At 61.9% G+C, this 19595-nt stretch carries 18 protein-coding genes; 13 read left to right on the plus strand and 5 right to left on the minus strand.

The genetic code is table 11. The annotated features are described in order from the left end of the window. Positions 1-20 precede the first annotated feature (20 nt). The gene (locus tag MTP36_RS14905) at positions 21-860 is read right to left on the minus strand and encodes a DUF624 domain-containing protein (protein WP_015537206.1); all 840 of its coding nucleotides are present in this window, start codon (positions 858-860) and stop codon (positions 21-23) included. 218 nt (positions 861-1078) lie between these two features. On the opposite strand from MTP36_RS14905, the gene MTP36_RS14910 reads away from it, so the two are divergent. From MTP36_RS14910 to MTP36_RS14965, 12 genes are all read left to right on the plus strand, one after another. Next, the gene (locus MTP36_RS14910) at positions 1079-1807 is read left to right on the plus strand and encodes a lysophospholipid acyltransferase family protein (protein WP_249251911.1); all 729 of its coding nucleotides are present in this window, start codon (positions 1079-1081) and stop codon (positions 1805-1807) included. Positions 1808-2002: 195 nt separating this feature from the next. Further along, positions 2003-2755, plus strand: a complete 753-nt coding sequence (locus MTP36_RS14915) for a hypothetical protein (RefSeq protein ID WP_097779066.1) — start codon at positions 2003-2005, stop codon at positions 2753-2755. Between the two features lie 2 nt (positions 2756-2757). Then, entirely contained in the window at positions 2758-2937 is a 180-nt protein-coding gene (locus MTP36_RS14920; protein WP_097779065.1) for a hypothetical protein, read from the plus strand. Between the two features lie 189 nt (positions 2938-3126). Then, entirely contained in the window at positions 3127-4197 is a 1071-nt protein-coding gene (locus MTP36_RS14925) for a bifunctional chorismate mutase/prephenate dehydratase (RefSeq protein WP_223450633.1), read from the plus strand. Further along, a complete protein-coding gene (gene aroB, locus MTP36_RS14930; RefSeq protein WP_249251920.1) occupies positions 4194-5237 on the plus strand; it encodes a 3-dehydroquinate synthase in 1044 nt (347 codons plus the stop codon). Before MTP36_RS14925 ends, aroB begins: the two co-directional genes overlap by 4 nt. Before the next feature lie 3 nt (positions 5238-5240). After that, positions 5241-6383: a chorismate synthase gene (gene aroC / locus MTP36_RS14935; protein ID WP_249251936.1), complete on the plus strand. Its 1143-nt coding sequence runs from the start codon at positions 5241-5243 to the stop codon at positions 6381-6383. 1 nt (position 6384) lies between these two features. Further along, on the plus strand, positions 6385-7647 hold the full coding sequence (locus tag MTP36_RS14940; protein WP_249251938.1) for a shikimate kinase: 1263 nt from the start codon (positions 6385-6387) through the stop codon (positions 7645-7647). Further along, complete coding sequence (locus tag MTP36_RS14945; RefSeq protein ID WP_015537199.1) at positions 7628-8092, plus strand: type II 3-dehydroquinate dehydratase; 465 nt, start codon at positions 7628-7630, stop codon at positions 8090-8092. Before MTP36_RS14940 ends, MTP36_RS14945 begins: the two co-directional genes overlap by 20 nt. Positions 8093-8246: 154 nt before the next feature. Then, a complete protein-coding gene (gene aroF / locus MTP36_RS14950) occupies positions 8247-9263 on the plus strand; it encodes a 3-deoxy-7-phosphoheptulonate synthase (protein ID WP_015537198.1) in 1017 nt (338 codons plus the stop codon). Positions 9264-9355: 92 nt separating this feature from the next. Continuing rightward, positions 9356-10630, plus strand: coding sequence for a 3-phosphoshikimate 1-carboxyvinyltransferase (gene aroA / locus MTP36_RS14955; protein ID WP_249251949.1), 1275 nt, complete (start codon positions 9356-9358; stop codon positions 10628-10630). Further along, the gene (locus tag MTP36_RS14960) at positions 10623-11486 is read left to right on the plus strand and encodes a prephenate dehydrogenase (RefSeq protein ID WP_249251951.1); all 864 of its coding nucleotides are present in this window, start codon (positions 10623-10625) and stop codon (positions 11484-11486) included. Before aroA ends, MTP36_RS14960 begins: the two co-directional genes overlap by 8 nt. A gap of 22 nt (positions 11487-11508) precedes the next feature. Then, positions 11509-12465, plus strand: a complete 957-nt coding sequence (locus MTP36_RS14965) for a helix-turn-helix transcriptional regulator (RefSeq protein ID WP_249251961.1) — start codon at positions 11509-11511, stop codon at positions 12463-12465. A gap of 59 nt (positions 12466-12524) precedes the next feature. On the opposite strand, the gene MTP36_RS14970 is transcribed toward MTP36_RS14965, so the two are convergent. The 4 genes from MTP36_RS14970 to MTP36_RS14985 form a co-directional block, all read right to left on the minus strand. After that, a complete protein-coding gene (locus tag MTP36_RS14970) occupies positions 12525-14591 on the minus strand; it encodes an AAA family ATPase (protein WP_442900219.1) in 2067 nt (688 codons plus the stop codon). Between the two features lie 112 nt (positions 14592-14703). Beyond that, entirely contained in the window at positions 14704-15156 is a 453-nt protein-coding gene (locus tag MTP36_RS14975) for a hypothetical protein (protein ID WP_249251981.1), read from the minus strand. A gap of 28 nt (positions 15157-15184) precedes the next feature. Continuing rightward, a complete protein-coding gene (locus tag MTP36_RS14980) occupies positions 15185-16147 on the minus strand; it encodes a TIGR03943 family putative permease subunit (RefSeq protein ID WP_117949951.1) in 963 nt (320 codons plus the stop codon). Between the two features lie 36 nt (positions 16148-16183). After that, positions 16184-17407 carry a GTP-binding protein gene (locus MTP36_RS14985; protein WP_249251983.1) on the minus strand — a complete coding sequence of 408 codons (1224 nt, stop codon included), beginning with the start codon at positions 17405-17407 and terminating at the stop codon, positions 16184-16186. A 283-nt stretch (positions 17408-17690) separates the two neighbouring features. Between MTP36_RS14985 and MTP36_RS14990 the strand changes: the two genes are divergently transcribed. After that, a complete protein-coding gene (locus MTP36_RS14990) occupies positions 17691-19490 on the plus strand; it encodes an aminopeptidase P family N-terminal domain-containing protein (RefSeq protein WP_249251989.1) in 1800 nt (599 codons plus the stop codon). Positions 19491-19595: the final 105 nt, after the last annotated feature.

Consider the following 19595-nt stretch of genomic DNA (forward strand, 5'->3'; position numbering starts at 1 on the left):
CCTTTCCGCAGTTTTATCGCTTATTCCTCCGGGGTGTCATCGTCGGCGTAGTCCTCCTTGAGGGCTGCTTCCAGCTCGGCGTCCTTCATCTTGCGGATGTTCTCCTCAATGTGGAACACCCGGTCAATATCACCGTACACGATCTGGCAGGACACCTCGGTGACGAACCAGAAACCGAAGATCAGCATCAGGAAAAGCCCCAGCGGCATGCACAAAATGACTACGCCCCAGAACAGCACCTGCACGATGGCAGCAGCCAGTGCGTGGGGCAAAAAGGCGATCATGCAGTTGATGCTGTTTTTCAAAGTCAGGCTCAAAGGCTGGTCCAGCAGCACCACCTGCGGCCACATGTAGGCAAACAGCATCTGGAACAGCACCAGATTGAGCACCGTAGCCACCCACAGCGGGACGCCCACGTTGGTACCGTGGTACAGCATATTGAAGCAGAAATAGACGAGGAAAATTTGCAGCGTGACCACCACGGTGTACAGCACACCGGGCGCAAGGCTGGCCTTGAAGTTGCGCTTGAAGGCCTTGCGGTAGGTCACCCACCAGTAGCCCGCCTCGTCGCGCAGCGCGCGCAGGACAGTATCGTACATTCCGGCCAGTGCGGGCCCGGCCAGCAGGCCGCCCACGGCGGCGCTGCCCAGCATCACCGGCAGGCTGTTCTGCAAAAAGCCGATGTACACCAGACAGATGACCGGTGCAAATCCGATACAGGTCAGCAGGTTTGCAAGGAACATCCCGTTCATATCACGGCCCACAAGCTCAAAAAAGCGGCCGATGCCGGTCTTGCGGGGGGCATCCTTTTCGACACCCTTACCGGCCTTGAAATCATTGGCAGAAGGAAAAAGACCCATAGTAACCGCGGTACCTCTCTTGTGTTTTTAACCAGCACCGCAGGCGTTTTGTCTGGAAAGTGCCATTGTGCTGGCTTTACAGATATAAATATACCTGTATTTTGTCAACTTTGCAAGATACAACCGGGGCTAATTGTAAAAAAATATTTATCTCTCCCTTTTTTACGCAAAATGTGCTACAATGACAATGGCATTTTTTGCAATAGGAGGAAACCATTATGAGCATTCTTCGCACCATTGCGATGTTTATTTATCTGTTCGGGTACATGATCCTGCATTACAGCATCCTGCGCCGTGCCGAGCGCGCCGCAGCCGCCGGAGATACCGCCACCGTGGAGCAGATCGTGAACCAGCATATCCCCCGCTGGAGCCGGGGCATCTTAAAGGTGACCGGTGTGTCCCTGTTGGTGGAAGGGCTGGAGAACATTCCCAAAGACCGTCCCTGCGTGTTTGTGGCGAACCACCGCAGCTACTACGACATTCCTTTGCTGCTGGCCGGACTGGAAAAACCCCACGGCATCCTTGCCAAGGAGGAGCTGGAAAAGATCCCCCTGCTCAACCGCTGGATGAAGCTGCTGGGCTGCGTGTTCGTGCAGCGTGACGATGTGCGCGCCTCGGTGCGGGCACTGAACGATGCCACCGCCATCGTGGAGGGCGGCCGCAGCTTTGTCATCTTCCCTGAGGGCACCCGCTACAAGGGCGAAGAGGGCGGCGCAGGCGAGTTCAAGGCCGGTGCCTTCCGCATTGCGGTCAAGACAAGCGCCCCGGTGGTGCCTGTGGCTGTCACCGGTGCCCGCGCCCTGTTCGAGACAAACGGCAACCGCTGCCGCCCGGGCAGTGTGCGCATCAAAATCATGTCACCCATCCAGACCGCCGGCATGAGCAAGGCTGAGCAGAAGCAGCTGCCCGACGCCGTGCGCCAAAGCATTCTGGCTGCACTGAAGTAACATCGTTTTAATCGCCGTTCTGCTCAAAGGCTTCCCCCGGTCGGGGGAAGCTGTCACCGCAGGTGACTGATGAGGGCGCTGCTGCCGGAATTACCCCTCATCCGGCGCTGCGCGCCACCTTCCCCCCAAGGGGTGAAGGCTTTGGGAACCGGCTTTGCAATGCTGGCTGACCGTATCACACAGGAGAACTATTTTATGGCAAGCTACCGTTACGAACGCGACATTGACCCCAAGGATCTCAAGCCCCGCAAACAGCGGCAGTACAGCCGCAAGGAGCGCTGGGCAAACTGGTGGGACTACAACCTGAAATGGGTGCTCATCTTCGGCATTGCGGGTGCGTTCGTGGCGTACTGCTTTATCGGGCAGTATTTCCTGACCACCCACCCGGATTACAACATTGCAGTGGTCAGCCCCTACTACCTGCCCGAAGCCACCGTCACCGCCCTGCAACAGCAGCTTGCCGCCTATGGCGAGGACTGCAACGGCGACGGCAAGGTGGTGGTGAAGCTGAACCAATACACCATGGCCTTCAACAGCGAGGACTCGGACGCTTATCTGGATATGGCGGGCACCACCAAGCTTTCCACCGATATCCAAAGCTCCCTCAGCTCCATCTTTATCCTGTATGACCCCGCAGGCTTCCAGCAGACCACCGGCACGCTGCGGTATCTGGACGGTCATCTGCCCAAGTCCGACGCCGACAGCGACTGGTGGAACATGGTCTACCGCTGGACGGATTGCCCGGTGCTGACCGGGATGGAGCTGGGCAGCTACACCTCGGACGCGGTGCAGAGCGCAAGCGGAGACAGCCAGCAGCTGCTGGCAGATTACTATATCGGCATCCGGGGCGCATGGCTGAAGGAATCGGCTTCCCTGCTGGAAAACAGCGAGCCCCTTTGGGCAAGCCTGACCGCCGGGGCGGTCTCCACCGCCGGGGAGGGGCATTAAAGATGCGCTTCCGCATCAAAGCCGGCGGCCCCGCTGCCCGGTTCACCTTTGACCGCACCCCAAAACCCCAGCCGCCCGCGCCGCCTGTCCTCCGCGCCGCAGACCTTGATAACCCCTATGGGCGCTATTATGGCCGCGCCCGCAGCTGGGAGGATATTTTGAAGAATAAAAACAGCGATTGAGAGGCTCTCTGGTCGTCGCCGCAGGCGATGACCAGAGAGCCTCTGTTTTCTATTTTCGTCTTTTTACCCATGGCTGATTTGAAATTTTCTCCACCCTCAAATGGAGGGCGGTTTGTTGTTTCTCTGTCCCGGTTATGGTATACTTACTAGGTATCCCCGCAAAAACCGACCAAAAAGGATGTGACCCCCATGGACGCACTGGAACAAGCCCGTGCCGAGATCGACACGGTGGATGCGCAGCTGGCTGCGCTGTTCGAGCGCCGGATGGCTGCCGTTTTGCAGGTAGCCGAATATAAGCGGGCGCACGGCCTGCCCATCTACGATGCCGCCCGGGAGGCCGCCGTGCTGGAAAAGGCCGCAGCCCGCATTCAGCAGCCTGCGCTGCGCCCTTACTATAAAGACCATGTCCAGCACATGATGGATCTTGCCAAGCAGTACGAAGCCGCTGTGCTGGGACGTAACCGCGCTGCCTATCAGGGGGTGGAGGGTGCGTTTGCCCACATCGCCCTCAAGGCGCTGTTCCCCCACGCCGAGGCCGTGAGCTATTCCACATGGGACGAGGTATTCGAGGCCGTGGCCTCCGGCGAAGCCGCCCACGGTGTAGTGCCCTTTGAAAACAGCCACGCCGGGGATGTTTCTGCCGTGCTGGACCTGTGCTATAACCACCCGGAGCTGTGGGTGGTGGACGTGTACGACCTGCCCATCTCCCAGAACCTGCTGGTGCTGCCGGGCACCCAGCTTTCCCAGCTGCGCACCGTGTACAGCCACCAGCAGGCGATCGCCCAGAGCGAGACCTTTTTAAAGCAGTTCCGTCTGCCCGCCACCGCCATGGCAAACACCGCTATGGCTGCAAAGTTCGTGGCTGAAAGCGGCGATGCCTCCAAGGCCGCCATTGCCAGCGCCGAGACTGCCGCCCTGTACGGGCTGGAAATTTTAGTGCCCAACATCAACACCGACGGCGACAATACCACCCGGTTCATCGTGCTCAGCCGTGAAAAGCCCACCGCGGGCAACCGGTTCTCGCTGCTTTTCACGGTGGACAACAAACCCGGCAAGCTGGCGGAGGTGATTCAGGTCATCGGTGCCAGCGGCTTCAATATGGAGTCCATCAAGAGCCGCCCCATGCCGCACGTCCCCTTTGAATATTATTTTTATGTAGAGCTGGTGGGCGATGCCGCCGCCGGCGAGACCGCCGCGCTGCTGCGCGAGCTTGACCGCACCTGCCGGACGGTGCGGCTGTTAGGAGTGTATACAAAATGAGTGATTTTATCGGAACCAAGCTGACCATGAATCTGGGCGAGCGCAGCTACGACATCATCGTCAAGCGCGGCTCGCTGGAAAACCTGTACCAGTTCGCCCGGCTGGACCGCCGGGTGGCGGTGGTCACCGACAGCGGTGTGCCTGCACAGTACGCCCAGATGGTAGCCGACCAGTGCAAGGATGCCACCATCATCACCGTGCCGCAGGGCGAGGCCAGCAAGAGCTTTAAGATCCTTGAGACCGTGCTGCGGCAGATGCTGGACTTCGGCATGGGCCGGGGCGACCTTGTGGTGGCCGTAGGCGGCGGCGTGGTGGGCGACCTTGCCGGGTTTGCCGCTTCCATCTATATGCGCGGCATCGACTTTATCAACTGCCCCACCACCACCCTTTCTATGATCGATTCCTCCATCGGCGGCAAGACCGCCGTGGATCTGGGCGACACCAAGAACATCGTGGGTTCCTTCTGGCAGCCAAAGCTGGTCATCGTGGACCCGGACACCCTGTCCACCCTGCCCCGCCGCCACTTCATCAACGGTCTGGCCGAGGCGGTCAAGGCCGGGCTTCTGGCCGACCCGGAGCTGTTCTCCATCTTTGAAAAAGAGGACGTGGACGACCGCATCGGCGAGATCATCTGCCGCAGCCTGCGCTTTAAAAAGAGCATCGTGGAGCAGGACGAGACCGAGCAGGGTATGCGCAAAGCGCTGAACTTCGGTCACACCATCGGCCACGGCATCGAAGCCGTGAAGGGCATCAAGGGGCGCCGCACCACCGGCCTGTTCCACGGCGAGTGCGTGGCGCTGGGCATGCTGCCCATGATCGAATCCAAGGCGCTGCAAAAGCGGGTGCGCGGCGTGTACCGCCGCTTAGGGTTACCCACCCGCACCGCCTACGATAAGGAAAAGGTGCTGGCCGAGATGCTGCACGACAAAAAAGCGCAGGACGGACAGATCACCATTATCAAGGTGCCCGGCCTTGGCTGCTGGCGCGCCGAGACCATCCCTGTGGAGGGGCTGCGCCCGCTGCTGGGCATGGAGGACTGACCCATGAAAAATACCTTTGGCAGCGACCTTTCGCTGACCATCTTCGGCGAGAGCCACGGCCGTGCCGTGGGCGCTGTGCTGGACGGCATGGCCGCCGGTGTGCCGGTGGACGAGAGCTTTCTCGCCGCCTGCATGGATAAGCGCCGCGCCCGGGGCGACGGCCTTTCCACCCCCCGTGTGGAGGCGGATGCGGTGCAGCTGCTTTCCGGTGTGGTGAACGGCCACACCACCGGCACCGCCATCGCCCTGATGATTGAAAACCAGAACACCCGCAGTGCGGACTACGCCAAGACCGCCGACCTGCTGCGACCCGGCCACGCAGATTTTACTGCCTACGCCAAGTACCACGGCTTTCAGGATGCCCGGGGCGGCGGGCACTTTTCCGGCCGGGTGACCGCCGCCCTCGTGGCGGGCGGCAGCATCGTGCTTGCCGCATTGCAGCGGGCGGGCATTGATATCACCACCCACATCGCCCGGTGCGCAGGGCTTGCCGATACCCCCTTTGCGCTGAACGATCCCGCCGCCCTTGCGGCACAGGTGGGGACGCTTACCGCCAAGACCGAGGGCTTTGCGGTGCTGGATGCCGCCGTGGAAGAACCCATGAAAGCCGCCATCCGCGCCGCCGGTGCCGAGGGCGACAGCGTAGGCGGCGTGCTGGAAACCGCCATCCTCGGTCTGCCCGCCGGGATCGGCGAGCCTTACTTTGACAGCGTGGAAAGCGAAATCGCCCATCTGGCCTTTTCCATCCCGGCGGTCAAGGGCATCGAGTTCGGCACCGGCTTCGGCTTTGCCGGGCTGCGCGGCTCGGAAGCAAACGACGCCTTCCGCATGACGGCAGAGGGCGCGGTGGTCACCGCCACCAACCACAACGCGGGCATCAACGGCGGCATCGCCAACGGTATGCCGGTGGTGTTCCGCACCGCCGTCAAGCCCACCCCCAGCATCTACAAACAGCAGGATACGGTGGACTACATCGCCAAAAAGGACGCACAGCTGTCCATTCAGGGACGGCACGACCCCTGCATCGTGCCCCGGGCTGCCATTGTGCAGACCTGCGCCGCCGCCATCGCTGTGGGCGACCTGCTCACCGCCCGGTACGGTGCCCGGTGGATGACCGACCCCACCGGCTACCGGAAGGAGGACTGAGATGGAATACGGACTGATTGGCGGCAAGCTGGGACACTCCTACTCCAAGACCATCCATGAGCTGCTCTGCGGGTACAGTTACGAGCTGTGCCCCCTGCCCACCGAAGCAGACGCCCGCGCCTTTTTGCAGCGGCGGCAGTTCAAGGCCATCAATGTGACCATCCCCTACAAAAAGCTGGTGATGGAGTACTGTTCCTTTATCGACCCCCGCGCCCGCGCCATCGGCGCGGTGAACACGGTGGTAAATAAAAACGGCCTGCTCTACGGCTACAACACCGATTATCTGGGCTTTGCCCACCTGTGCGAAGCCCACGGCGTGGAGCTTGCGGGCAAGACGGTGCTCATTCTGGGCACCGGCGGCACCCACAACACCACCCGCGCGGTGGCTCTTGATAAGGGCGCTGCCAAAGTGCTGACGGTCAGCCGCACCCCCGACCCGGAAAAGGGCGAGCTGAGCTACGCCGAAGCCGCCCGCAGCGGTGCACAGGTGGTGTTCAACACCACCCCCGCCGGGATGTACCCCAACGTGGGCGTGTGCAGTCTGGACGTGGCCGCCATGCCCGGGCTGGAAGCCGTGGTAGACGTGGTCTATAACCCCAACAAGACCGAACTCATTCTCCGCGCCGAGGAAGCCGGTGTGCCGGTGGCCGTAGGCGGGCTGGAGATGCTGGTGGCACAGGCGGTGTATGCCGCCGAATACTTCCTTGGCCGCAAGTTCGAGGACGCCCCGGGCGAGGTACGGCGCATCACCGCCGCGCTGCGCCGCGAGACGCTGAACATCGCCCTTGTGGGAATGCCCTCCTGCGGCAAATCCACCCTTGGCCGCCTGCTGGCAAAGCAGCTGGGCAGACCCCTTGTGGATCTGGACGAGGAGATCGTCAAGGCAGATGGGCGCAGCATCCCGGATATCTTTGCCGCCGAGGGCGAAGAGGGCTTCCGCGCAAAGGAAGCCGCGCAGATCGCCCGTTTCGGCAAGGAAAAGGGGCTTGTGCTCTCCTGCGGCGGCGGCGCGGTGAAGCGGGCAGAGAATGTCCGCGCCCTGCGCCAGAACGGCGTGGTGCTGTTCATCGACCGGCCGGTGGAAGCGCTGGCTGTGGGCGGCGACCGTCCGCTTTCTTCCAGCGCCGAGGCGCTGCGCACCATGGAAGCCCAGCGCCGCCCGCTGTACCTTGCCGCCGCAGATGCGGTGATTTCTAACACCGGCACGCTGGCCCAGACGCTGGCAGCTGCACAGGAGGCACTGGATGAAATTTTTGATTCTTAACGGGCCAAACATCAATCTGGCGCGCTGGTCTGAGCCCGGCGTGCCCGGCGAAGTGGACTACACCGGCCTGATGGACTATGTGCAGGCGGGCTGCGACCAGCTTGGCATTGAAACGGATATCTGCCAGTCCAACCACGAGGGCGATTTGATCGACGAGATCCAGTCTGCCCCCGGGCGGGTAGACGGCATCGTGCTGAACCCCGGCGGCTACGCCCATTACAGCGTGGCCATTCTGGACGCGCTGCGGCTGTGCAGCGTGCCCGCCGTAGAGGTGATGCTGGACGCCCCGGACGAGCGCGAGCCCTTCCGCAAAACGGACGTGGTGTCCTTTGGCTGTCAGGGACATTTTATCGGCGAGGGCCCGCAGGGCTACCTGCACGCCTGCATCTGGCTGGCGCAGCTGCTGCGCACCGACGGCTCCTCTAAGGCGCATATCGTGATGTAAAGGACGAACCCTCTCAGTCGCCTGCGGCGACAGCTCCCCCGAGGGGGGAGCTTTTCCGCCCGGGCACGCCATAAAACCTCCCCCCTTCGGGGGAGGTGGCATCGCGCAGCGATGACGGAGAGGGTTTTATAAAACAGGAAAGGAATAACCTCTCATGATCATCTCCACCAAAAAAGGCACTCCCAAAGAGGAGCTGGAAAAGATCGTTGACAAATTCGAAAAGCAGGGTCTGGACGTGACCCTTATCACCGGCAAGGACTACAACGTGTTCGGTCTGGTGGGCGACACCACCAAGATCGACGAGCGGGACGTGCTGGCAAACCCGTGGATCGACAACGTTACCCGCGTGTCTGCGCCCTATAAGCGCGCAAACCGCCTGTTCCACCCCGCAGACTCGGTCATCGACTGCGGCGGCGTGAAGATCGGCAGCAAGGAAAAGATCGCCGTCATGGCAGGCCCGTGCAGCATCGAGAACGCCGAGCAGGCTCTGCGCATCGCGCAGGGGGTCAAGGCGGGCGGCGCAGCGCTGTTCCGCGGCGGTGCCTACAAGCCCCGCACCTCCCCCTACGCCTTTCAGGGTCTTGAGACCGAGGGCATTCTGGATATGGTAAAGGCACGCGAAGCCACCGGCCTGCCCATCGTCTCCGAGCTGATGAGCGAGGACCGCATCCCGGAGTTTGAGGAGTATGTGGACGTGGTGCAGATCGGCGCACGCAATATGCAGAACTTCCAGCTGCTCAAGGCCGTGGGCAAGATGCACAAGCCTGTGCTGCTCAAGCGCGGCCTGTGCAACACCATCGAGGAGTGGATCATGAGCGCCGAGTACATCATGGCCGGCGGCAACGAGCAGGTCATCTTCTGCGAGCGCGGCATCCGCACCTTTGAAAAATATACCCGCAATACGCTGGATCTTTCCGCAGTGCCCATCATCCACGAAAAGACCCATCTGCCCATCGTGGTAGACCCCAGCCACGCCACCGGCAAGGCCAATCTGGTAGAACCGATGATGATCGCCGCTGTGGCCGCCGGTGCGGACGGTCTGGAAGTGGAGGTGCACTACGACCCCCAGCACGCATGGAGCGACGGCGCACAGTGCCTGACCCCGGACGCCTTTGCACAGGCCATGGCAAAGTGCCGTCAGGTGGCTTGGGCTATCGGCCGGGAGATGTAAAACGTTTACCCCCTCAGGCGCTGGCGCGCCAGCTCCCCCAAGGGGACGCCTGAAGCGCCGCCCGGGGGAAATTGCAAAAGGATAACACCGCTATGCTTGTAAACATCAGACCTGCCCCCGGCGGCATCGGGGGCGTGATCGCCGCGCCGCCCAGCAAAAGCATGGCGCACCGCGCCGTGCTGTGCGCCGCGCTGGCCGTGGGGCGCTCCCACATCACCCATCTGGAATTCAGCAAGGACATCTCTGCCACCCTGTCCGCTGCCGCGCAGCTGTGCGCCGCCGTGGACACCGACGCAGACGATGCCACTGTGCAGGGGCTTGGGCATTTTCTGCCCCTGACCGCACCGGTGGACTGCTGCGAAAGTGGCAGCACCCTGCGGTTTTTGATCCCCATCGCCAGCCTGACTGGCCAGCCGGTCACCTTTACCGGACGCGGACGGCTGATGGAGCGCCCGCAATCCGTATACGAAACGTTATATCGTGAGCAGAATCTACGGTTTGAGCAGTCCCCCGCCGGGCTGACCGTGGAGGGCGCACTGACCCCCGGGGACTACCGGCTGGCAGGCAACGTGTCCAGCCAGTTCATCAGCGGGCTGCTGTTCGCGCTGCCGCTGCTGCCCGGGGATAGCACCCTGCACCTTATTCCCCCGGTGGAGAGCCGCAGCTACATCGATATGACCCGCGCCGTGCAGGCCGCCTTTGGGGTGCACAGCCGCTGGCTGGACGCAACCACCCTGCTGCTGCCCGGCGGGCAGCAGTACCACCCCTGCGACTACAACGTGGAGGGCGATTACAGTCAGGCTGCTTTCCCGGCGGTGCTGGGTGCGGTGTGCGGCGGGGTGACCATCACCGGCCTTGCACCGGACACCCTGCAGGGCGATGCTGCCATTCTGGACATTCTGCGCCGGTGCGGCGCGGTGTTCACCCGCAAAGGCGACAGCGTCACCTTTGCAAAAGCTCCCTTGCATGGGGTGGATATCGACCTTGCGGACTGCCCCGACCTTGGCCCCGTGCTGATGGTGCTGGGTCTGCTGTGCAAGGGCACCACCGTCATCCGCAACGCCCAGCGGCTGCGCCTGAAGGAGAGCGACCGCATTGCGGCCATGGAGGCCGAGTTGCGCGCCTGCGGCGGCGTGCTGGAAAGCGACGGCGGCACCATCACGGTGCACGGCTGTGCGGAGCGTCTGCACGCTCCTGCCGCCCCGCTGCACGGCCACAACGACCACCGGGTTGTCATGAGCCTTGCGGTGCTGGCTGCCGCCGCCGGGCTGTCCCTGACCGTGGACGATGCCGAAGCCATCCAGAAGAGCTGGCCCGGCTTTTTTGCAGATGCAGCGCCGCTTGGCGTGGAGGTAGAAGATGCTTGATAAAACAAAACGTTATCTCGTAGTGGGTCTGGGTCTGCTGGGCGGCAAGTACGCGCTGGAGCTGACCCGCGCCGGCTTCCATGTGGACGGCATCAACCGCAGCGAGGGCCACTTGCAGTACGCGCTGGAGCACGGCTATATCGCCGGCGGTAAGACCCACGATTTTGAGGACCTTGTCCGGCAGGCCGACCATATCATCTTTGGCCTGTACCCCACCGCACTGCTGGACTGGTTCCGAACCTACGGTTCTCTGCTCAAGCCCGGGTGCATCTTTACGGATGTTTCCGGCGTCAAGACCGGCCTTGTGGAGCCGGTGCAGGCACTGTGCCCGGCAGGGGTGGAGTTCATTGCCAGCCACCCCATGGCAGGCCGCGAGACCTCCAGCGTGGAGCACGCCGCCGAGGTGAATTTTGCCCCGGCAAACTTCATCATCACCCCCACCGAAAAGAACACCCCGGCGGGCATCCAGTGGGCAAGGGAGCTTGCCCAGGTGCTGGGCTTCAAGCACATCTGCACCCTGACCGTGCAGGAGCACGACCGGATGATCGGCTATGTCAGCCAGCTGTGCCACGCCATTGCCGTAAGCCTGATGTGCGCCAACGACAACTCCTCGCTGTGCGAGTACACCGGCGACTCCTTCCGCGATCTGACCCGCATTGCACGCATCAACGACAAAATGTGGGCAGAGCTGTTTTTGTGGAACAAGCAGAACCTGATCAGCGAGATCGACCAGTTTGATTCCGCTTTGCAGGAGATGCGCGCCGCCCTTGTGGCAGACGACCGGGACAAGCTGGAAGAAATGTTCCGCCTTTCCACCCAGCGCCGCGCCGCCTTTGACAAAAAGCTGCCGGAATAAACCGTGACGGAGGTATTGCCCCATGCCCAAGCAGGAAGGACAGAAATCCAAGCTGGTAACGCTGCTGCGCATCCTTGAGCAGCGCACCGACGAGACCCACCGCCTGAACGTGCCCCAGCTGGTGCAGCTGCTGGAAAATCAGGGCATTCTGGCCGAGCGCAAGAGCATTTACAGCGACATTGACACCCTGCGCAGTCTGGGCTACGACATCCAGCTGCAACGGGGGCGCGGCGGCGGGTACTGGATGGCCAGCCGTGCATTCGAGCTTTCGGAGCTGAAGCTGCTGGTGGATGCGGTACAGTCCAGCAGTGTCATCTCGGCGCGCACCAGCAAGCGCATCATCCACAAGCTGGAAGCCCTCTGCTCCGACTACGAGGGCACCCAATTGCAGCGTCAGGTGTATGTGGACGGACGCCCCAAGACCGACAGCCAGACCCTTTTGTACAGCATCGACGCCCTGCACACCGCCATCAACCGGGGGTGTCTGGTGCAGTTCCGCTACAAGGGCAGCAGCGCCGTGCGCACCGTAAGCCCGTGGCAGCTGGCGTGGGAAAACGGCTGTTATTACCTGATTGCCTATCAGGACGAAAAAACACCCCCGGTGCGCCACTACCGGGTGGACCGGATGGCCGGGGTGCTGGTGCTGGACGAGCCGCGCCGGGGCAAGGAGTTCTTCCGCACCTTCGACCTGCCCGCCTATCTGCGCAAGCACTTCAATATGTTCGGCGGCACCGAGTACCGGGTCACCCTGCGGTGCACTGCCGACCTTGAGCCGGTCATGCGGGAGCGCTTTGGCCGCGAGCCGGTGTTCTGCCCGGAGGACGCAGAGCACTTCCACTTTGACGTACCCATCTGTGTCAGCCAGCAGTTTTTCGGCTGGGTGTGCGGCTTTGGCGGCAAGGTAGAGGTCACCGCCCCCGCCGCCGTCCGCACCCAGCTGCACGAGATGGTGCAGGGGCTGGCAGAACAGCATGAATAAACAGAAAGGGTTCCAGAAACGCCTGCGGGCGTTTCCGGAACCCTTTTTCATGATGATTTTTATTCCTCAAATTCCAGATCGCTGGGCTGGATGAGGTCAAGCGGAGCGGCAGGCTCGGCGATAAGGCGGCGGCTCTGGTTGAAGATGGCCTTTTCCAGCGTGTTGCGCGCCAGACGGCCGTTGCCGGCGGTGCGGCTGTTCAGCGCCTGACGGCGCTTGTAGTAGCCCCGCAGCGGGTCTGCGCAGCCCTCGGCAAGGCGGTAGCCCTTGCCCTTGGCCAGCACGGCGGTGATGTCCAGCAGCTCGTCTGCGGTGTAGTCCGGGAACTCGATCTTGTTGGGGAAGCGGCTGGCAAGGCCGCTGTTGGCGGTGAGGAACACTTCCATCTCCTTCGTGTAGCCCGCAAGGATGACCACCAGCTCGTCCCGGTGATCCTCCATGCCCTTTACAAGGGTGTCGATGGCTTCCAGCCCAAAGCTGTCCTGCTGGCCGCGGTACAGGCTGTACGCTTCGTCAATGAACAGCACGCCCCCCAGCGCACTCTCGATGACGCTGTTGGTCAGCGGGGCGGTGTGGCCGGTGTAGCGCCCCACTAAGTCAGCGCGAGTCACCTCCACCAGCTGCCCGCCCCCCAGCGCGCCGATGGCCTTGAGGTACTTTGCCACCAGCCGGGCAATGGTGGTCTTGCCGGTGCCGGGGTTGCCGGTAAAGATCATGTGCATGGACAGGCTTGCGGTCTTGAAGCCCGCCGCCGCGCGGCGCTGCTGCACCTGTAAATTGTCTGCCAGACCGAACACATACTCCTTGACCGGGGCAAGCCCCACCAGCGCATCCAGCTCGGCGCGGATCTGCTCCACTGCGCCGGTGTAGGCCGCTGGAAGCAGGCTGAACAGGTCTGCGGGGGCGGCACCGTTCAGGGCAAATTGCAGCCCTTCGGGCGCGGCGGTCAGCGCCACCGTGCCGGACAGTTTTGCATCAGTCTGCAAACAATACTCGCTCAGGGCGCGGAAGATCCGCTCGCAGCAGTCTGCCAGCCCCTCTGCGCCCTTTTCCTTGGAGCACTGCGCCGCCACATAGTCCCGCACCTCTGCCCCGGCGGTGAGGGTCAGGCCCAGACGGCTGTGCACCCGCTGCGCCAGCGCGTTCAGCTGCTGCGCTGCCAGCGCAGCCAATGCTTCCGGGGTAAAGGGAGCGGTCTGGCACACATCCCCTACCGCCGCCACAAAGGACGCGCCTAATTTATCTGCCAGCGCCTCCCGTCCCTTGCGGGAGAAGAAGATCAGGTATTTGCCGCAGGGGTCGATGCGGCTCACTGCGCCGGGGGCAAGCGCTGTACCGGCTTCCACCAGAATGCCCTCTTTGTTCACCAGATACCGGCTGGACAGGGGCGCACTGCCCTTGACCGCAAGGTCGGAGAGGATGCGCAAAAAGCCGGGGTGGCAGCTCTCGTAGTGCTCGAACACCACGATCTCGCCCGGGGCGTGCAGGGCGGCGTAAAGGTCCTGCAAAAACAGCTTTTCCGCGCCGGGGTCGGGGTAAAGCGCAAGATCCATCACCGCCATCCGGTCGCTCTGCAAAAGCCCCCGCGCCGCCATGATGCGGGCGGTCTCGGCCAGTGCAAAGTGCCGTCCCGTGCCCGGTGCACCCCACAGCAGGATCACATTGCGGGCGGCTGCGCCCTCGGTGCCCAGCACAAAGGGGCGGCGCATGGCCCGCACCACGCTGTCCACAAAGGCATCCTGCCCGAGGACGGTCTTTTTTACCTCGGCAGCAAGGCCCTCAAAGCTGCCCAGCTGCTCCGGCTTTGTGTCTGCCGTGCCCTTGGCAAGCAGACCGTCCGCTTCCATGTCCCGCAGCATCTGGCGGCTGTCCTCCAGCGCCGTCTGCACCCCGGCATCCTGCGCTTTCAGCCGGGCGTTTTGCTGCTTCAGCATTTCGTCCAGCCGCTTTTGCTGCTCCAGCAGCGCTGCGTTCAGATCCGGCAGGCCGCTGCCCGCCGGTTTTTCGGGCTGCGGCTTTTCCGGCTGCGGCTGTGCGCCGCCGAACTTCAGTTTGCCGCCCGCGCCGAACACGCCGTTCATCAAGCTTTCCCAATCATCGGTGTATGCCATGGTGCTGCCCTCCATCGGTGTTTTTTCTTCCAGTATAGTGAACTGCGCAGCATTTTGCAAGCACAAAAAAGCTCCCCCTTTCGGGGGAGCTGATATCCGCGCCTATGCGGGGATCATGCTGTTTTTCTCAGCCCTTGCAGCCCTGCTCTTCCCAGTCGCCGAAATCGTTGGCATCGGCGATCTTGGTGGCGTCGATCTTGCCGTTTTCGTCCCTGGGGGCAACGGCGGGGCCGGCCTCCACGGGGTTGGCGTTCGGGGCTTCGGGGTCGTACACCGGGCGCTCTTCGGCGGTCTCCGGCTGGGTCTGGGGTGCGTCCTCAGCAGGGGCTTCCGGTGCGGCTTCCTCGGCAGCTTCTGCGGCGGCATCGGCAGCCTTTGCCTCTTCCTTGGCCTCGGCCTCTTCGTAGGCCTCGGCGGTCTTTTCGGCCTCCTCGGCGTCCTTTTCGGCTTCCTCCGGGAACTCGACCTCCTCCACATGGAGCGGGTCTTTCTGGTTCAGGATCTTGTCCAGCACCACGATGGCAGCGCCGGTGACGGCCACGGCAGCAGCCGTGCCAAGAATACGGAACAGAGTTTTCATACCAGAACCTCCTTGTTATAAAGAAACGTTAAGAGAACGTTACGACCTCTTCCAAAGGCTTTTCGGCAGGCTCTACCGACACGGCGGTCAGCACCGGGCCTTTGCCCCGGTAGATGTTGTGGAACTTGTACCCCACCTTTGCGGTCACCCGCACCCATGCGCGCTGTTCCAGCGCCTTGTAGCCATCGTAGCTGCAGGGGAAGCCCACAAACTGGATGTCCTGCACGCAGCAGGTCATGGCAAAGCGGCCGGGCACAAAGCTGTTCTTACCGGCGCGGTTGGTCTGGCAGACCTGTGCCAGAAAGCGCACCGTCTTGCCGGTGTACTTCTGGGGCTCGTCCTGACAGTCCATGTACCAGATGCCGAAATCGTCATCCGGGATGTCGATGGGGTCGGCGTTGATATCAAAGGGCAGCGGGTCGGGAATATCATCGTAGGCTACGCTGCCGTCCTTGAACTCGTAGGCGATATCGCACTTGCGGGAGGCCTGCCGCACCAGCTTGTGCAGCTCCTGCCGGGCGTCATCGTTGTTCACGGCTTCGGCGCGGTTGAACACGATCAGCTCACTGCGGGCGATCTTGTCCAGCATCAGACTGCGCATGGAGTTATCGCGGGCGTAGGTCAGGGCAGTGGTGCCGTCGGCGGTGGCGATGCACTGGTACACCAGCCAGTTCTCGGGCAGGGCATCCGCTAAATCCTGCAGCAGCCACATGCCGTTGTACTCGATGACCACGCGGCCTGCGTCTGCTTCCTTGCCCAGCTTTGCAAGGTTCTGGGGGTTCAGCTCGGACTTGTCCTCCAGCACCTTCACGGTCACGCCGGGGAAGGCGAACTTCTTCTCGTTGTACTCCTCTTCGCCCTCCTCGCAGACCAGCAGCAGGGTCTTGTCGCCGGAGTCGAAATTGGGGTCTTCAAAGGTCTCCTGAATAAACTTGGTCTTGCCGCTTTCCAGAAAGCCCACAAACAGGTAGACCGGGATCTCTTTTGCCATAATAAATGGTTGCTCCTTCTCTCAATAATGGGGTTCTCAGCAGCCGAACAGCTGGGCGATGGCGGTCTCGTTCAGCTTGGAGCCGATGACCACCAGCTTGCCGCCCACGTCTGCGCTGCGGCTGCGCACTTCCCACTCGCCGGGCACATAGTCGAACTCCAGCCAGCCGTCTGCACCGCCGTCCACGATGCCCTTGCTGCGCAGGATCATGCCGTAATTGCCGGTATCCAGCTCGGTGAGGGCGTGCTCCACCTCGGCCTTGGTGAACTTGCGGGCCGTCTCCACGCCCCAGCTGGTGAACACTTCATCGGCGTGGTGGTCGTGATGATGATGACCGCAGCAGCAGTGGTCGCCGTGCTCGTGGTCATGCTCGTCATGATCATGGTGATGATGCTCATGCTCGTGCTCGTCATCATCTTCATCATGATCGTGGTGGTGACCGCAGCAGCAATGGTCATCATGATCGTGCTCGTCGTGGTCGTGGTGATGATGCTCGTGCTCATCCTCGTCATCATCATCGTCATCGTCATGATGATGGCCGCAGCTGCACACACCGTTCTCATCGTCGTGATGATGGTGATGCTCGTGCTCTTCTTCCTCGTCCTCGTGGGCGTGCTCTTCGTTGGCCTTGGCAGCCATGGCGATCAGCTCGGCCTTGAAGTCATCCTTGGTGGACATGGCCTTCAGGATCTGCTCACCGGTCAGGTGATCCCATGCGGTGGTCACGATAGTAGCGGTGGGGTTCTTTTCCCGCAGCATTGCCACGGCAGCGGCGATTTTTTCCTCGCTGGCGGTCTGGGTGCGGCTGAGCAGGATGCAGCTTGCGTGGCTGATCTGGTCATCGTAGAACTCGCCGAAGTTCTTCATATACATCTTGACCTTGTTCACATCGGCCACGGTGACAAAGCTGTTCAGCTGCACATCCAGATGCTCGGCCACGCCCTCTACGGCGCGGGTCACATCGCTCAGCTTGCCAACGCCGGACGGCTCGATGACGATGCGGTCGGGGTGGTACTGCTCCACCACCTGCTGCAGAGCGGTGCGGAAATCGCCCACCAGAGAGCAGCAGATGCAGCCTGCATTCAGCTCGTTGATCTGGATGCCGCTTTCCTTCAGGAAACCGCCGTCAATGCCGATCTCGCCGAACTCGTTCTCGATCAGCACCACCTGCTGGCCTGCAAAGGCCTCGGTGATCAGCTTTTTGATCAGAGTGGTTTTGCCGGCGCCAAGGAAGCCGGAGAAGATATCGATTTTAGTCATGTTCCAAATGCCTCTTTCTTTTTATCGCAATATTCGCAATTGTTAGCGCAAAGGGCCGCAGAGTGCTGACCCATAAAAATACTACACCTCTATTATAACAAGCCTGTCAATGGGAAACCGGCCTTTTTCAAGAAAAAATTGTAACTTTTTTTGCAAATTGACGGCGTTTTGGGGGGAGTTTTGCCCCCGCATTGCATTCTTCCCCGCAGAATGATACAATAGCAGCAGCAAACCATCGCCGCCGGACGTTTTTCCGGCAAATGACAGAAAGAGGGCTTTTGTTATGAGTATGAACACAGTTCCCGAGCGTCTGGCCGCGCTGCGTGCCGCTATGAAGGCAAACGGCGTGGACGTCTATCTGATCCCGGTGGGCGACCCGCATTCCAGCGAGTATCTGCCCGACCACTACACCTCCCTGACCTACTTCTCCGGCTTCCACGGTGAGAACTCCAACTTTGTAGTCACCATGACCGAGAGCGCCGTCTGGGCAGACGGCCGGTACTTTGTGCAGGCGGAAAAGGAGATCGCCGGTACCGAGATCCAGCTGATGCGCATGGGCGAGCCGGGCGTGCCCACCGCCGAGGAATACTGCGGCAAGGTGCTGCCCGAGGGCGGCACGCTGGGTCTGTGCGGCCTGACCGCCAACTGCGCGCTGGTCAACAACCTGAAAAAGGAGCTGGAACCCAAGCACGGCAGCATCAAGACCCTGTTCTTGGAGGACGAGCTGTGGGTGGAGGGCCGCCCTGCCCGCCCGGCTACCCCGGCATGGATCCTGCCCAAGGAATACGCCGGCTTCTCCCCGGCGGAAAAGCTGGAGCAGCTGCGCGGCAAGCTGAAGGAGCAGGGCTGCACCGCCCAGCTGGTGGGCAAGCTGGATAATCTGGCATGGCTTTTGAACCTGCGCGCCATGGATATCGAGTGCACCCCCTATGCCATGGCATACTGCTACGTTACCCCCAGCCGCGCCGTGCTGTTCATCGATCAGGCGCGGGTCACCCCGGAGGCCAAGGCAGAGCTGGAAGCCAACGGCGTAACGCTGGCCGACTACGACAGCATTCTGGACGTGATGGCCGCCGAGACTGAGCCGCAGACCGTGCTGGCGGAGAGCGCCACCGTGAACTACGCCGTGTATCAGGTGCTGGAAAACAACCCCGCCCTGACCGTGAAGGACGCCGCCGACCCCCTGCTGGCCATGAAGGGCGTGAAGAACGAGGTGGAGCTGGCACACCTGCGCGAGTGCCATCTGCGGGACGCCGTTGCCATGGTACGGTTCCAGATCGAGCTGGAAAACCGTCTGGCTGCCGGTGAAACGCTGACCGAGCTGACCGTGGACGAGATCCTACACAAGTACCGCAGCGCAAACGACAAGTTCCTTGTGGAAAGCTTTGGCACCATTGCAGCCTACGGCGGCAACGCAGCCATGATGCACTACCACGCCACCCCGGAGGATCACGCCGTTTTGCAGCGCAAGGGCTTTTTGCTGGTGGACAGCGGCGCAACCTACATGGACGGCACCACCGACATCACCCGCACCTACCCGCTGGGCGAGCTGACCGAGGACGAGCGGCTGTTCTATACCTGGACCTTGCAGTGCCACATCGACATTGCCAAGGCTGTCTGGCTGGACTACTGCGACTGCCATATGCTGGACACCATTGCCCGCGAGCCGCTGTGGCGTCACCTGATCAACTACCGCTGCGGCACCGGCCACAGCGTCAGCTTTGTGGGCAACGTCCATGAGGGCCCCCACGCCCTGAACGGGCGCAACACCACCCTGATGCGCCCGGGCATGATCGTTACCGACGAGCCCGGCGTGTATGAAGCCGGCGAGGTGGGCATCCGCATCGAGAACGAGATCGAGTGCTACCACAAGGCCGACAACCAGTACGGCACCTTTCTTGCCTTCCGTCCCCTCACCTTTGTGCCCATTGCCACCTCTCCCATCGTGCCCGGCGTGCTGGACAAGGAGCAGGTCGCATGGCTGAACGATTACCACCGCAAGGTGTTCGAGCAGCTGGCACCCCGCCTGACCGAGGACGAGCGCGCATGGCTGGCCGAGAAGTGCGCCGCCATCGGCTGCTAATGCGAAAAAGAACAAAAGTCAGCTGCCGCTTGCCGTCCTGACTCTTGCCGTAAAAATGCAATTCCGGGCAGACCGCGGTCTGCCCGGAATTGCTTAATTTAAAAT

Source organism: Faecalibacterium sp. I4-1-79, from assembly GCF_023347235.1.
Classification (GTDB): domain Bacteria; phylum Bacillota; class Clostridia; order Oscillospirales; family Ruminococcaceae; genus Faecalibacterium; species Faecalibacterium tardum.

Excerpts from the sequence above, each read along its gene's own strand:
- MTP36_RS14905 (WP_015537206.1), bottom strand. The coding sequence starts at position 860 with ATGGGTCTTTTTCCTTCTGCCAATGATTTCAAGGCCGGTAAGGGTGTC.
- MTP36_RS14910 (WP_249251911.1), top strand. The coding sequence starts at position 1,079 with ATGAGCATTCTTCGCACCATTGCGATGTTTATTTATCTGTTCGGGTAC.
- MTP36_RS14915 (WP_097779066.1), top strand. The coding sequence starts at position 2,003 with ATGGCAAGCTACCGTTACGAACGCGACATTGACCCCAAGGATCTCAAG.
- MTP36_RS14920 (WP_097779065.1), top strand. The coding sequence starts at position 2,758 with ATGCGCTTCCGCATCAAAGCCGGCGGCCCCGCTGCCCGGTTCACCTTT.
- MTP36_RS14925 (WP_223450633.1), top strand. The coding sequence starts at position 3,127 with ATGGACGCACTGGAACAAGCCCGTGCCGAGATCGACACGGTGGATGCG.
- aroB (WP_249251920.1), top strand. The coding sequence starts at position 4,194 with ATGAGTGATTTTATCGGAACCAAGCTGACCATGAATCTGGGCGAGCGC.
- aroC (WP_249251936.1), top strand. The coding sequence starts at position 5,241 with ATGAAAAATACCTTTGGCAGCGACCTTTCGCTGACCATCTTCGGCGAG.
- MTP36_RS14940 (WP_249251938.1), top strand. The coding sequence starts at position 6,385 with ATGGAATACGGACTGATTGGCGGCAAGCTGGGACACTCCTACTCCAAG.
- MTP36_RS14945 (WP_015537199.1), top strand. The coding sequence starts at position 7,628 with ATGAAATTTTTGATTCTTAACGGGCCAAACATCAATCTGGCGCGCTGG.
- aroF (WP_015537198.1), top strand. The coding sequence starts at position 8,247 with ATGATCATCTCCACCAAAAAAGGCACTCCCAAAGAGGAGCTGGAAAAG.
- aroA (WP_249251949.1), top strand. The coding sequence starts at position 9,356 with ATGCTTGTAAACATCAGACCTGCCCCCGGCGGCATCGGGGGCGTGATC.
- MTP36_RS14960 (WP_249251951.1), top strand. The coding sequence starts at position 10,623 with ATGCTTGATAAAACAAAACGTTATCTCGTAGTGGGTCTGGGTCTGCTG.
- MTP36_RS14965 (WP_249251961.1), top strand. The coding sequence starts at position 11,509 with ATGCCCAAGCAGGAAGGACAGAAATCCAAGCTGGTAACGCTGCTGCGC.
- MTP36_RS14970 (WP_442900219.1), bottom strand. The coding sequence starts at position 14,591 with ATGGAGGGCAGCACCATGGCATACACCGATGATTGGGAAAGCTTGATG.
- MTP36_RS14975 (WP_249251981.1), bottom strand. The coding sequence starts at position 15,156 with ATGAAAACTCTGTTCCGTATTCTTGGCACGGCTGCTGCCGTGGCCGTC.
- MTP36_RS14980 (WP_117949951.1), bottom strand. The coding sequence starts at position 16,147 with ATGGCAAAAGAGATCCCGGTCTACCTGTTTGTGGGCTTTCTGGAAAGC.
- MTP36_RS14985 (WP_249251983.1), bottom strand. The coding sequence starts at position 17,407 with ATGACTAAAATCGATATCTTCTCCGGCTTCCTTGGCGCCGGCAAAACC.
- MTP36_RS14990 (WP_249251989.1), top strand. The coding sequence starts at position 17,691 with ATGAGTATGAACACAGTTCCCGAGCGTCTGGCCGCGCTGCGTGCCGCT.